Below are 12757 nucleotides of genomic sequence, written 5' to 3'. Positions count from 1 at the left end.
TGTCCGGAACGGGGGAGGGGGGGCTACCCCTTCACCGCCCCATCGATCGCCTTCAGCTTCTCCAGCAAAGGCCCGACCCATTCTACCGGCAGCATCACCGGCCCGTCCGAAGGTGCGTTATCGGGATCGTCATGCGCTTCGGCGAAGATCGCCGCGACCCCCGCCGCGACGGCACTCCGCGCCAGCACCGGCGCAAATTCCCGTTGCCCGCCGGAAGCCGATCCCAGGCCGCCCGGCTGCTGCACCGAATGGGTTGCGTCGAACACCACCGGATAGCCCGTCTGCGCCATCACCGGCAGCGACCGCATGTCGCTGATCAATGTATTGTAGCCGAAACTCGCCCCGCGCTCGGTCAGCAGGATGCGTTCATTGCCGGTCGAAGCGACCTTCTGCGCCACCGCCGCCATATCCCAGGGGGCGAGGAACTGCCCCTTCTTCACATTGACGACCGCGCCTGTCTTGCCTGCCGCCAGCAGCAGGTCGGTCTGGCGGCACAAAAAGGCGGGAATCTGGAGGATGTCCACAGCCTGCGCCGCCGCTTCGACCTGCCGCGCCTCATGCACGTCGGTCAGCACCGGACAGCCGAAGCTTGCCTTCACCTCGGCCAGGATCGCCAGCCCCGCATCGATCCCGACGCCCCGCTGCCCCGACACGGAAGTCCGGTTCGCCTTGTCGAAGGAGGATTTGAATATGAACGGCACGCCCGCTCGTGTCGCCACGCCGGACAATCTTTCCGCCATCATCATCGCATGATCGCGGCTTTCAATCTGGCAGGGACCGGAAATCAGGGCGAAGGGCAGATCGTTGCCGACCGTAAGCGGCCCGATGGAAACATGTTTGCTCATGCCGATCACTTCGGCGCTTTCACGAAGCGGCGCAAGAGTTGCCCCCGCCACAGCCCCTTGCCCTCATGATAATTCCAGCAGAACCAGCCGAAAACGAGGCATGCCAGCAGTGAAGGCAGCGCCATCGGATCGCCTTCCCCCTTCATGTGGCGATAGAAGGCGAAGTCCGCCCGCCACCGATCCCGCTCGCTGCCGCCGCCATTGATGCCATAGGCATTGTCATGGCGCCGACAACCGATGTTTCGGTTGTATTTGCGGTGGTCTATGAAATAGCAGTAGTCGCGTTCGGGTGTCGTCATGGCCCGATGTGGAACAGGGGCCATGGAAAAGTTCAAGCGCAAACTCTTCTACCTTGGCGGCTTCGACCCGCGCGGGGTGCGTTTCTACCACCAGATGTATCGCGAGCAGGCGGAAAATTACGCGCGCCTGTCGGGCGAGCGGGTGGAGGTCAGCGCCCGCCGTTCCGGCCCTGCTTCCTCCGCTCTCTGGACCGTCACCAACCACAGCGCGGGCGTCGAAACCGACTATGAATTCCTTCGCTGGGAGGATCTGGTCGGCAAGGTGTGGATACGCAATCCCCTGGCTCTGGCCTGGCGCTCCATCGCCACCTACAGCGCCCATGCCCGGCACATGCAGTTCCTGCGCATGCGGAAACTGCGGCAAGGCCCGGTCATCACCATCCTCTACCCGCCGCTGCTGGCGGTCCTCATCCCGCTCGCCCTCGCGCTGATCCCCACGCTGCTGCTCTCGCTGCTGCTTCCCTTCTGGGCGAGCGCGCTCATCGGCATCGCCATCAGCGCGCTCCTTTCCGGTCGCCTGCTCAACAAGCTGATAGTGCCCTGGCTGCTGCGCTTCATGTATTATAACCACTCGGTCGCCGCCGACGGCCCCGGCGCGGAGATGGACGAGCGCCTCGACCAGTTCGCCGCCCGCATTGTCGAGGAAATGGATGGCCCCTATGATGAGGTCATCTTCGCTTCCCACAGCAACGGCACCATCTATGCGATGAGCGTCCTGCGTCGCATCCTCGAACTACGCGGCACGCTGCCCGACAATTTCACCGTCCTGACATTGGGGCAGGTCGTCCCCGTCATCGCGCTGCGCAAGGACGCGCGCTGGTATCATGCCGACCTCAAGGCACTGGACGACAAGCCCTTCCGCCTCGTCGACTTCTCCGCCCCGCCGGACGGCGCGGCCTATTATGATGTCCACCCGATCCGCCTTGTCTCGGATCGATGCGCCGCCCGCGTCGACCTGCTCTCGCCGCGCTTCCACCTCTTCTACGATCCGGAAAATTACCATAGCGGCTGGTCGAACAAATATGAGGCGCATTTCGACTATCTGCGCGTGGGCGACCGCCTCTCGCCGGTGGACTATGTCAGCCTGACCGCCGGTCGCCGCACCATCGACGAAGCGATAGCCGCATTCAGGATGATCCCGTGACGCCGCCCTTTACCCCGCCTTACCCCGAACCGCCCCGCACCAAGCGCGGCCTTGCAAAGCGCTTCCTGCGCGGCTGGCATAGCTGGATTCATGTGCTGTTCGAAAAGAGCTATACAATGAAGCTGGGCGAAATCCGCATGCCCGGCCAGACCATGTATATCGCCAATGAACTGCCGCTGGTGGACCAGATATTGCGTGGGGGCACCGCCTATCCCAAGCATCGCGAACTGGTGCGCAATCTTTCGCCGCTGATCGGCAATTCGGTCTTCTCCGCCAATGGCGAGGATTGGGAAAGCCAGCGCGCCATGGTGAACCCGGCCTTCGCCCACACAGCGCTTCATCGCTCCATGCCGCTGATGGTGGCGGCCGCCGACGACCTGCTCGCTCGCCTGGACGCGGCGGACAAAGCCAAGCCGGTCGACATCGATCCCATGATGACCCATGTGGCGGCCGACATCATCTTCCGCACGCTCTTCTCCGAAGCGTTGGATGAGCGGCGCTCCAACATCATCCACACCGCCTTCGGCAAGTTCCAGCGCCTCGCCCATAGCGCCTCGATGCTTCGTCTCTACGGTTTTCCGGCCCGCTGGTTCGAGAAGCGGTCCCTGAAACCTGCCAAGGCGATTCACGATGTTTTCCGGCCCATCGTCGAGGCACGCTACGCTGCTTTCCACCAGCATGGCGAGGCGCCGCACAAGGACATCCTCCAGTCCCTGATCGAGGCCAGGCATCCCGAAACCGGCGAACCCTTCACCTTGCAACAGGTGATGGACCAGGTGTCGACGGTCTTCCTCGCGGGCCATGAGACATCGGCCAGCACCATGACCTGGGCGCTCTACATGCTGGCCGAATGCGTCCATGTCCAGACCGCCGCCCGCGCCGAGGTGACGGAAATCGCCGGAAGCGTGCCGTTGGAGGCCGCGATGCTCAAGGACATGGACGCCATCCGCAACATCTTCCGCGAAACGCTGCGTCTTTACCCTCCGGTTGCCTTCTTTCCGCGCGAAGTCACATGTCCCATGCCGATGCGCGACAAGCAGTTGGAGGAAGGCGCCATGCTGGTCGTCGCTCCCTGGCTGACGCAGCGTAACAAGGACAATTGGGCCTGCCCCCATAGCTTCGACCCCCAACGCTTCGAAGACCCCGCCAATGCGGACATGGTGAAACAGGCCTGGTTCCCCTTCGGCCGCGGCCCCCGCGTCTGCGTGGGCGCCGGTTTCGCCCAGCAGGAGGTGATGACGGTGATCGCCAGCGTCGTGCGCCGCTATCGTCTGTCGGTGCCGCAAGGTTTCAAGCCCGAACCGATCAGCCGCCTGACCATCCGGCCGCGAAAAGGGATGAAGCTGATGTTCGAGGCCGCTTCCCTCCTTTCGTCACGCCCTATCCCTTGATCCGCCCGACCATCGCCTGCCCCGCCATTCGCTGCCGCATATAGCGCCGTTTCAGCACCACGCTCGCGCCCAGCAAGGCTACGCCCAGGATGATGCACAATGTCCCCAGCATCGGTGGCCAAAGCCCGAACAGGCTGTGTACATCCAGCGCCGAGGGGGTCAGCAACAGCAGGAATCCCGCCGTGAGCAGCCACAGACCCCAGCGGCGTGGCCGCACCGCAATCATGCGCAGTTCATGCCGATGCGCCTTGCGGCCCTCTTTGGTGGACAGGTCGAGATGCTTCATGACCGATATAAAAGCGGAAAGCGTGGCGCTCTGTCCAGCGTGGCGAAGGGGCTTCCGTTCCTGCATCGCATCGGCTACATGCGGAAGCGATCCCCGGGGGACCGTCCACAGACGGTTGAGAGGCGGCTGATGTGGCCGCGACCCGCTGAACCTGATCCGGATAAGACCGGCGTAGGGAGGGAAGGGCTTGTTCAGATGAAGCAACCCGCGCCCGTCCTCCGTCCATGAGCGTAAGAGGAGGACGGCATATATGGACAGCATTTCCGTCCTGACCCTGCGTCTGGCCGAACTCATCGGCCTCTACATGATCGTCGTCGGCATAGGCGGCCTTGGCGCGCCGCTGCGCTGGCGGCAGATGATGGATGATCTGGAACATTCGCCGGCCCTGGTCATGGAGCTGGGGTTTTCGGTCTTCGCAGTCGGCGCGGCCTTGGTGCTGATCCACAGCATCTGGCGCGATCCGCTGTCCGTCATCGTCTCGGCTATCGGCCATGTGGTGCTGATCGAAGGCGCCCTGTTGCTCGCCGTGCCCGCGCCGCTCCTCAGGATCGGCCGCTGGTCGCTCAACTTCACCCGTGCCTGGGCGATCGTCAGCATTGTCTTCGGCATCCTCCTATTCCTCGCCGGCCTCACCGGTCGCGCCACCGTTATCGTCTGAAAGGAAAATCCATGGCCGATGTTCCCGCCCGCACCGAAATGCGCGTCACCACCGGTCCGATACGTGGATCGCGCAAAATCCATGTCGGCCCCTTGAAGGTCGCCATGCGAGAGATCGATCTCGAACCCGGCAGCGGCGAGCCGCCCGTCCGCGTTTACGACACCTCCGGTCCCTATACCGACCCGAACGCCCGCATCGACATCATGGCCGGTCTTCCCGCGCTGCGCCGCGACTGGATCATCGGCCGTGGCGACGTCGAGGAATATGACGCCCGCACCATCCAGCCCGAGGATAACGGCTTGAAAGGCCCCGACCGCAGCGGTGGTGTCCAGCCCTTCCCCAATACCGTCAAACGCCCGCTGCGCGCCAAGGCTGGAGCGAACGTCTCCCAGATGCACTATGCCCGCCGCGGCATCATCACGCCGGAGATGGAATATGTGGCCGAGCGCGAGAATCTGGGCCGTGCCCGCCTCGCCGAATATGTCCGCGACGGCCATGACTGGGGCGCGGAAATCCCCGATTATGTAACGCCCGAATTCGTCCGTGATGAGGTCGCGCGTGGCCGCGCCATCATCCCCAACAACATCAACCACCCGGAATCGGAGCCGATGGCGATCGGCCGCAATTTCCTGGTGAAGATCAACGCCAATATCGGCAATTCGGCCGTCGCCTCCGACGTGGCGAGCGAAGTCGACAAGCTGGTCTGGTCGATCCGTTGGGGCGCCGACACGGTCATGGACCTGTCGACTGGCCGCAACATCCACGACACCCGCGAATGGATCATGCGCAACTCGCCGGTCCCGATCGGCACCGTGCCCATCTATCAGGCGCTGGAGAAGGTCGGCGGCATTGCCGAGGAACTGACCTGGGACATCTTCCGCGACACGCTGATCGAGCAAGCCGAGCAGGGCGTCGACTATTTCACCATCCATGCGGGCGTGCGCCTGCCCTATATCCCGATGACGGCCAAGCGCGTCACCGGCATCGTCTCGCGCGGTGGGTCGATCATGGCGAAATGGTGCCTCGCCCATCACAAGGAAAGCTTCCTCTACGAGCATTTCGACGAGATCACCGAGATTATGAAGGCCTATGACATCGCCTACAGCCTGGGCGACGGCCTGCGCCCCGGCTCGATCGCGGACGCCAATGACGAGGCGCAGTTCGCCGAGCTGTACACGCTGGGCGAACTCACCAAGCGCGCCTGGGAACAGGATGTGCAGGTGATGATCGAAGGGCCGGGCCATGTGCCCATGCACAAGATCAAGCAGAATATGGACAAGCAGCTCGAGGCCTGCGGCGAAGCGCCCTTCTACACGCTCGGGCCGCTCACCACCGACATCGCGCCCGGCTACGACCATATCACCAGCGGCATCGGCGCCGCGATGATCGGCTGGTACGGCACGGCGATGCTCTGCTATGTCACGCCCAAGGAACATCTGGGCCTGCCCGACCGCGACGACGTGAAGGTTGGTGTCGTGACCTACAAGCTCGCCGCCCACGCCGCCGATCTGGCGAAAGGCCACCCCGCCGCCAAGGTCCGCGACGATGCGCTGAGCCGTGCCCGCTTCGAATTCCGCTGGCGCGACCAGTTCCATCTGTCGCTCGACCCCGACACGGCAGAGAAGTATCACGATCAGACGCTTCCGGCGGAAGGCGCGAAAAGTGCCCATTTCTGCTCCATGTGCGGTCCCAAATTCTGCTCGATGAAGATCACGCAGGAGGTGCGCGATTTCGCGGCGAAGCAGAATCAGCCCGCGGACGCATTCATCGCGGCGGAGGATGCCGAAAAGGGCATGGCGGAGATGAGCGAAATCTTCCGGCAGACCGGCAGCGAGCTTTATATGGGTGCTGGCGGTCGGGAGCATGATTGAGAAGCTGGCTGTTGCAGTGGTCCGGCGGGAGCGATTGGTGTTTTGGCCGCCGGCTGTGGGCGTCAACGGCGCCCGCATGGCCGGCCCCGCTGGGCCAGGACAAGCGCGGTAGTACCTCCTTCTATTTCCCGTTGCGTCGGAGAAAATCTCACGAAAAATCCGTTGTTCGGATTCCTGCCCCATCTGCTTTCCCGGGACTGCCGATCAGCCATGCCCCACTCTCGATTCTCCTGCCCGGCTTCCAACGCATAAGCTGGTGGAGCTTCTTCCTCGGCCTGGTCGAGAGCTTTGCGTGGGGACGGCATGCCATTTCCCGACGGTTTGGGTCGAAGCGGGTCGAACAGTGACATTGCGCCCTTGACCTTGACACTATGTCAGGGTGCACAAGTTCAGCCCACAGGAGCTGTTCGATGGCGCATGAACATCATCATGATAAGGCGGATGTTTCCGACGGGACTCAGGCCTCGGACGGGACTCAGGCCAAGGATCCCGTCTGTGGGATGTCGGTCGATCCGGTAAGGACGCCCCACCATGCGGGTCATGCCAGGGTGACCTACCACTTCTGCGGCGCCGGCTGCCGATCCCAATTCGTCTCCGATCCCGAGCGCTATCTCGGTCCCCCTGCGCCGCAGGGGGATGTTCCCGCAGGGACGATCTGGACCTGCCCGATGCATCCCGAAATCCGTCAGGATCATCCGGGCGCCTGCCCGATCTGCGGGATGGCGCTGGAGCCTGCCACGGTCACGGCCGAAACCGGACCGAGTCCCGAACTGCGCGACATGTCTCGCCGCTTCTGGATCGGGCTCTTGCTCGCTCTGCCGGTGTTCCTGCTGGAGATGGGCGGGCACATCTTCCCTGCTCTCCACCACCTCGTGCCGATGAGGGTCTCGACCTGGATCCAGCTGGTGCTGGCAACGCCCGTGCTGTTGTGGGCGGGCTGGCCGTTCTTCGAGCGCGGCTGGGCATCGCTCAAGAGCGGCAACCTCAACATGTTCACGCTGATCGCGATGGGCACCGGGGTCGCCTGGGCCTACAGCATGGTCGCGGCGCTTGCGCCCGGTATGTTCCCGCCCGCTTTCCGGGGAGCCGACGGCAGCGTCGCCATCTATTTCGAGGCCGCCGCAGTGATCACGGTGCTGGTCCTGCTGGGGCAGGTGCTGGAGCTTCGCGCGCGTGAGCGCACCTCGGGCGCGATCAAGGCGCTGCTCAATCTCGCCCCCAGGACCGCGCGCCGGATCAGGCCGGACGGCACCGACGAAGAGATCGGCATGGATCTGGTCGCCGTCGGAGACCGATTGCGCGTCCGCCCCGGCGAGAAAGTGCCGGTCGATGCCGTCGTCGCCGATGGCCGTTCCTCGCTCGACGAGTCGATGGTGACGGGGGAATCGATGCCGGTCACCAAGGCGGCGGGCGACAAGCTGATCGGCGGCACGCTCAACCAGACCGGCGGGCTCGTGATCGTCGCCGAGAAGGTCGGGCGCGATACGATGCTGGCCCGCATCGTCCAGATGGTGGCCGAGGCCCAGCGGTCACGCGCGCCGATCCAACGCATGGCCGATCGGGTCTCGGGCTGGTTCGTGCCCGTCGTCATCGGCATCGCCATGCTCGCCTTCGTCGGCTGGGGCATCTGGGGTCCGGAGCCGCGCTTCGCCTATGGCCTGGTCGCGGCCGTGGCGGTGCTGATCATCGCATGCCCCTGCGCCCTGGGTCTCGCGACGCCGATGTCGATCATGGTCGGCGTCGGGCGCGGCGCGGGTCTCGGCGTGCTGATCAAGAATGCCGAAGTGCTGGAGCATATGGAGAAGGTCGACACGCTGGTCGTCGACAAGACCGGCACCCTCACCGAAGGGCGTCCCGCCGTGACCGGGATCGTGCCCGCAACCGGCGCCGATGAAGCGGCAATCCTGCGGCTGGCGGCGGCGGTGGAGCGCGCATCGGAGCATCCGCTCGCGCTCGCCATCGTCGAGGCCGCCAAGGCGCGGCAGATCGACCCGCCTGAGGTCACCGACTTCGACTCGCCCACCGGACGGGGCGCATCAGGCACCGTCGACGGCAAGCGGATCGTGCTGGGGAACGCTGTGTTCCTCAAGGATCAGGGGATCGACACCTCTGAACTGAGCGCGCAGGCGGATGACCTTCGCCGCACGGGCGCCACCGCCATTTTCATCGGTGTCGACGGCAAAGTCGCGGGCGCCTTCGCGATCGCCGATCCGGTCAAGGAAACGACGCCCCAGGCGCTTGCGGCGCTGCGTGAGGAAGGCATCCGGGTCGTCATGCTGACGGGCGACAATCGGACGACGGCCGAGGCGGTCGCGGCGAAGCTGGGGATCGAGGAAGTCGAGGCCGAAGTCCTGCCCGACCAGAAGAGTGCGGTCGTCGCGAAGTTCAAGAAGGAGGGCCGGGTCGTGGCGATGGCCGGGGACGGCGTCAACGACGCGCCGGCTCTGGCTGCCGCCGATGTGGGCATTGCCATGGGTTCGGGCACCGACGTGGCGATCGAGAGCGCGGGCGTCACCTTGCTCAAGGGCGACCTCAACGGCATCGTCCGGGCGCGGCGTTTGTCGCAGGCGACCATGTCCAATATCCGCCAGAACCTGGTTTTCGCTTTCATCTACAACGCGGCGGGGATACCGGTCGCGGCCGGCCTGCTCTACCCGCTGTTCGGTATCCTGCTCTCCCCGATGATCGCCGCCGCCGCGATGGCTTTGTCCTCCGTCAGCGTCGTCACCAACGCGCTCAGGCTCAACAGGCAGTCATTATGAATATCGGACAGGCTTCCAAGGCGAGCGGCGTGTCCGAGCGCATGATCCGCCATTATGAGAAGATCGGCCTGGTGCCGCAGGCGCCACGGCGCGACAGCGGCTATCGCGATTATTCCGACGCCGACGTCAACCGGCTGCGCTTCATCGCCAATGCCCGCGACCTCGGCTTTCCGATCGAGGAGATCGGCACGCTGCTCGCGCTCTGGTCGAACACCCATCGCGCCAGTTCCGAGGTGAAGGCGCTGGCCCTCGCGAGGGCGGAAGAGCTGGATCGGAAAGCGAAGGCGCTGGAAGCCATGCGCCAGTCCCTTCTCTATCTCGCCGACGCCTGCCATGGGGACCATCGCCCCGATTGCCCGATCCTGGAGGGCATCTCGCATGGCGACACCGTGATCGGCCGCACCTCCGGTAAGGAGCGTCACGGCAGTTGATAAACGCACCGAAGGACTTTCGATGAACTTGCCTCTCGACCGTCGCCGCTTCCTGCAGGCCGCGAGTGCCACGGGCGCTGCCGCGCTTTCTGGTTGGCTTCCTGCCTGGGCGCAGCCGGTCTCCGCCGGAACGACAGCGGCCATTCCCGAACTGGGCGGGGAAGATATCTCGTTGCGGATTGCCGGCCGGAGCCTGATCGTCGACGGTCGGCGGGCGGCTGCGATCGGCATCAACGGCACCGTGCCGGCGCCGCTGCTGCGCCTGCGCGAAGGGCAGACGGTCCGCCTGCACGTCAGCAACGATCTGGATGAGGAGACCTCGCTCCACTGGCATGGCCTCATATTGCCGACCCAGATGGACGGCGTGCCCGGCCTGTCCTTCCCCGGCATCAAGGCGCGTTCGAGCTTCACTTACGACTTCCCGATCATTCAGGCGGGCACCTATTGGTATCATAGCCACTCGGGCCTTCAGGAACTGATGGGTCTCTACGGGCCGATCGTCATCGCGCCCGCCGGCGACGATCCGGTCAAGGCCGACCGGGAGCATGTGATCATGCTCTCCGACCACAGCCAGATGCACCCGCGCAGCATCTACATGAAGCTCAAGCAGGAGCCCGGCTACTTCAACCGCCAGCGCCAGACGCTCGCCGGCTTGCTCAAGGGCAAGGACCAGCCGCTGGCGGAGCGCCTGCGCTGGGCCGCCATGCGCATGGACCCGGCCGACATCTCGGACGTGACCGGCGCCGTGTTCACCTATGTCGTCAACGGCCACGGGCCGGCGGACAACTGGACCGCGCTGTTCCGGCCGGGAGAGCGGGTGCGGCTGCGGTTCATCAATGCCGCCGGTATGACCATCTTCAACGTCCGCATTCCCGGCCTTAAACTCACGATCGTCCACGCCGATGGGCAGGCGGTCCGTCCCGTCGAGGTGGACGAGTTCCAGTTCGCGCCCGGCGAGACCTATGACGTGATCGTCACTCCGACCGAAGATCGCGCCTTTTCCATCGTCGGCGAGTCGGTCGATCGCTCGGGCATGGCACGCGCGACGCTCGCGCCTCGCGCCGGCATGATCGCGCCCGTTCCGCCGCTCCGGCCGCGGCCGGTCGCCACGATGAGGGATATGGGGATGGACATGTCCGCCATGTCGCATGGAGCGAAGGGGCAAATGGATGACATGGCGGGCATGCCTGGCATGGATCACGGCATGATGGCCGCACATGCGCAGAACAACCCGCCGCCATCCGGCGACCACGGCGCCGGAAGCATGGGGATGCGCGATCCACGCAACGCGCCGCAGGTGAGGCTTGGCCCCGGCGTCCAGACGATCGCGCCGATGCCGGTCGATCGAACGGGAGAGCCGGGCCAGGGGCTGGCCGACGCGGGTCACAGGGTTCTGGTCTATCGCGATCTGGTGGCGTTCGACCGCAACCCCGATGTCAGGGCGCCCGCGCGCCAGATCGAGGTGCATCTGACCGGAAATATGGAACGCTACATGTGGTCCATGGACGGGCAGACCATGTCCGAGGCGCATGAGCCGATCCCCATGCGCGCCGGTGAGCGCGTGCGGGTGACACTCGTCAACGATACGATGATGGCCCATCCCATTCATCTGCACGGGCATTTGTTCGAGCTGGTAACCGGCCATGGCGATCATGGTCCGCGCAAGCATACGGTCAATGTCCTGCCCGGCGGCAAGGTGAGTTGGGACGTGACGGCGATCCCCGGCGACTGGGCCTTCCATTGCCATATGTTCTTCCACATGGCGGCGGGAATGATGCGTGTCGTCCAGGTCCGTCCGATGGAAGGAGAGCCGGCATGAAACGCCTGTTTCTGCTCGGCCTCGTGTCCCTGGCAGTGAGCCTTCCTGCCATAGCCCAGACGTACGACATGGACATGCCGGGAATGACCATGCCGATGGTGCCCGCCAAGCCGCATGCGAAACCGGCGCCGCACCAGCCACACCCTGCGCCTTCGGGCGCCCCTCAACATAAGCAGCACATGGCTCCTGCTGCGCCGCGAGGCGACCATGCTGATCATGACATGTCCAACATGCCGGGCATGGACGTGCCGCCCCCGGATAAGGCGCATGAAGGACATGAGCAGCATCAAGCCTCCAAGGCTGATGCTGGCATGACCGCGCCGAGCGGAACCGACCTTCCGGCGGGCGATGCACCTCCTCCGCCGGTCGCGCACGACCGCAGCGCCGACCGCTTCTATGGCGCGACCGCCATGGCCGAGGCCGAGGATCGGCTGATGAGCTCGCATGGCGGGATGACCTACCATCAGGTGATGTTCAACCTCGCCGAATATCAGGCGCGCAAGGGCCGTGATGGCTATCGCTGGGCGGGCGAAGGCTGGTTCGGTGGCGACATCAACAGGTTCGTCGTGAAAAGCGAGGGCGAAGGCAGCTTCCGCCGGGACATCGACGCGGCCGAGATGCAGGCGCTCTATTCGCGCGCCATCGATCCTTACTGGAACCTCCAAATCGGCGTCCGTCAGGATTTCGGGTCCGGTCCGGGCCGGACCTACGCCGTCGTCGGCGTCGAGGGCCTGGCACCTTACTGGTTCGAGACCGATGCCGCGCTGTTTGTTTCCAACAAGGGTGATCTGCTCGCACGCGTCGAAGGCTATTACGATCAACGCATTACCCAGCGTCTCGTCCTCCAGCCAAGAGCCGAGATCGCCTTTGCGGCGCAGGACATCCCCGAAAGCCGGATCGGTTCCGGCGTATCGGCCGCCGAATTGGGGTTACGCCTGCGATACGAGATGCGCCGGGAATTCGCGCCCTATGTCGGCCTATCCTGGGAACGGAGGATCGGTGATACGGCCCGCTTCGCGCGCCTGGCCGGCGAGGATGTGGAGTCGACAAGCTTCGTGGCCGGTATCCGCTTCTGGTTTTGATGCGCTTGAGCATTGGCTCAGGGAGGAGGGCGCGTTCCGGCGGATCCACCAATCTTATTGGCTGTTGCCGTCACAGAATTCTGACGGCTTTTCGGATCATTCAGTCGCAAGAGTGGATTCCGATCTGATTGAATCAGATCGGCCGCTCTAAGTCTTTTATTTGCCGCGA

Annotated in this window: 11 protein-coding genes and 1 riboswitch; of the genes, 8 read left to right on the top strand and 3 right to left on the bottom strand. The window is 64.5% G+C overall.

Going from position 1 to position 12757, the window contains the following annotated elements; genetic code table 11:
* Nucleotides 1–23: 23 nt before the first annotated feature.
* The gene (gene kdsA / locus YP76_RS02170) at nt 24–845 is read right to left on the bottom strand and encodes a 3-deoxy-8-phosphooctulonate synthase (protein WP_046762573.1); all 822 of its coding nucleotides are present in this window, start codon (nt 843–845) and stop codon (nt 24–26) included.
* 5 nt (nt 846–850) lie between these two features.
* Nucleotides 851–1144: a hypothetical protein gene (locus YP76_RS02165; RefSeq protein ID WP_046761961.1), complete on the bottom strand. Its 294-nt coding sequence runs from the start codon at nt 1142–1144 to the stop codon at nt 851–853.
* Between the two features lie 22 nt (nt 1145–1166).
* On the opposite strand from YP76_RS02165, the gene YP76_RS02160 reads away from it, so the two are divergent.
* Nucleotides 1167–2288, top strand: coding sequence for a hypothetical protein (locus YP76_RS02160; protein ID WP_046761960.1), 1122 nt, complete (start codon nt 1167–1169; stop codon nt 2286–2288).
* Entirely contained in the window at nt 2285–3679 is a 1395-nt protein-coding gene (locus tag YP76_RS02155) for a cytochrome P450 (RefSeq protein WP_046761959.1), read from the top strand. The genes YP76_RS02160 and YP76_RS02155 overlap by 4 nt, the downstream gene beginning before the upstream one ends.
* On the opposite strand, the gene YP76_RS02150 is transcribed toward YP76_RS02155, so the two are convergent.
* Nucleotides 3669–3965 (bottom strand): hypothetical protein, encoded by a 297-nt coding sequence (locus YP76_RS02150; RefSeq protein WP_046762572.1) that lies wholly within the window; start codon nt 3963–3965, stop codon nt 3669–3671. The two genes, YP76_RS02155 and YP76_RS02150, sit on opposite strands and share 11 nt — an antisense overlap.
* Before the next feature lie 84 nt (nt 3966–4049).
* A riboswitch (TPP riboswitch) is annotated at nt 4050–4160 on the top strand.
* Nucleotides 4161–4215: 55 nt separating this feature from the next.
* Between YP76_RS02150 and YP76_RS02145 the strand changes: the two genes are divergently transcribed.
* The 6 genes from YP76_RS02145 to YP76_RS02120 all read left to right on the top strand — a co-directional run bounded on the left by YP76_RS02145 (nt 4216) and on the right by YP76_RS02120 (nt 12588).
* The gene (locus YP76_RS02145; RefSeq protein WP_046761958.1) at nt 4216–4623 is read left to right on the top strand and encodes a DUF2065 family protein; all 408 of its coding nucleotides are present in this window, start codon (nt 4216–4218) and stop codon (nt 4621–4623) included.
* A gap of 11 nt (nt 4624–4634) precedes the next feature.
* Nucleotides 4635–6494 (top strand): phosphomethylpyrimidine synthase ThiC, encoded by a 1860-nt coding sequence (gene thiC / locus YP76_RS02140; RefSeq protein ID WP_046761957.1) that lies wholly within the window; start codon nt 4635–4637, stop codon nt 6492–6494.
* Between the two features lie 410 nt (nt 6495–6904).
* Nucleotides 6905–9256, top strand: a complete 2352-nt coding sequence (locus YP76_RS02135) for a heavy metal translocating P-type ATPase (protein WP_046761956.1) — start codon at nt 6905–6907, stop codon at nt 9254–9256.
* Nucleotides 9253–9687 (top strand): Cu(I)-responsive transcriptional regulator, encoded by a 435-nt coding sequence (cueR, locus tag YP76_RS02130; protein ID WP_046761955.1) that lies wholly within the window; start codon nt 9253–9255, stop codon nt 9685–9687. The genes YP76_RS02135 and cueR overlap by 4 nt, the downstream gene beginning before the upstream one ends.
* Before the next feature lie 22 nt (nt 9688–9709).
* The gene (locus tag YP76_RS02125; RefSeq protein ID WP_046761954.1) at nt 9710–11506 is read left to right on the top strand and encodes a copper resistance system multicopper oxidase; all 1797 of its coding nucleotides are present in this window, start codon (nt 9710–9712) and stop codon (nt 11504–11506) included.
* The gene (locus YP76_RS02120) at nt 11503–12588 is read left to right on the top strand and encodes a copper resistance protein B (protein ID WP_046761953.1); all 1086 of its coding nucleotides are present in this window, start codon (nt 11503–11505) and stop codon (nt 12586–12588) included. The genes YP76_RS02125 and YP76_RS02120 overlap by 4 nt, the downstream gene beginning before the upstream one ends.
* The last annotated feature ends 169 nt before the right edge of the window (nt 12589–12757 follow it).

The sequence above is a fragment of the Sphingobium chungbukense genome (genome assembly GCF_001005725.1).
Lineage (GTDB): Bacteria > Pseudomonadota > Alphaproteobacteria > Sphingomonadales > Sphingomonadaceae > Sphingobium > Sphingobium chungbukense.
Note: the sequence above shows the minus strand (reverse complement) of the source record. Positions and strands in the feature narration are given on the sequence as shown.

What these genes read in the sequence shown, in the direction of transcription:
- YP76_RS02165 (WP_046761961.1), bottom strand. Translation starts at nt 1,144, where the DNA reads ATGACGACACCCGAACGCGACTACTGCTATTTCATAGACCACCGCAAA.
- thiC (WP_046761957.1), top strand. Translation starts at nt 4,635, where the DNA reads ATGGCCGATGTTCCCGCCCGCACCGAAATGCGCGTCACCACCGGTCCG.
- YP76_RS02150 (WP_046762572.1), bottom strand. Translation starts at nt 3,965, where the DNA reads ATGAAGCATCTCGACCTGTCCACCAAAGAGGGCCGCAAGGCGCATCGG.
- kdsA (WP_046762573.1), bottom strand. Translation starts at nt 845, where the DNA reads ATGAGCAAACATGTTTCCATCGGGCCGCTTACGGTCGGCAACGATCTG.
- YP76_RS02135 (WP_046761956.1), top strand. Translation starts at nt 6,905, where the DNA reads ATGGCGCATGAACATCATCATGATAAGGCGGATGTTTCCGACGGGACT.
- YP76_RS02145 (WP_046761958.1), top strand. Translation starts at nt 4,216, where the DNA reads ATGGACAGCATTTCCGTCCTGACCCTGCGTCTGGCCGAACTCATCGGC.
- YP76_RS02125 (WP_046761954.1), top strand. Translation starts at nt 9,710, where the DNA reads ATGAACTTGCCTCTCGACCGTCGCCGCTTCCTGCAGGCCGCGAGTGCC.
- YP76_RS02120 (WP_046761953.1), top strand. Translation starts at nt 11,503, where the DNA reads ATGAAACGCCTGTTTCTGCTCGGCCTCGTGTCCCTGGCAGTGAGCCTT.
- YP76_RS02160 (WP_046761960.1), top strand. Translation starts at nt 1,167, where the DNA reads ATGGAAAAGTTCAAGCGCAAACTCTTCTACCTTGGCGGCTTCGACCCG.
- cueR (WP_046761955.1), top strand. Translation starts at nt 9,253, where the DNA reads ATGAATATCGGACAGGCTTCCAAGGCGAGCGGCGTGTCCGAGCGCATG.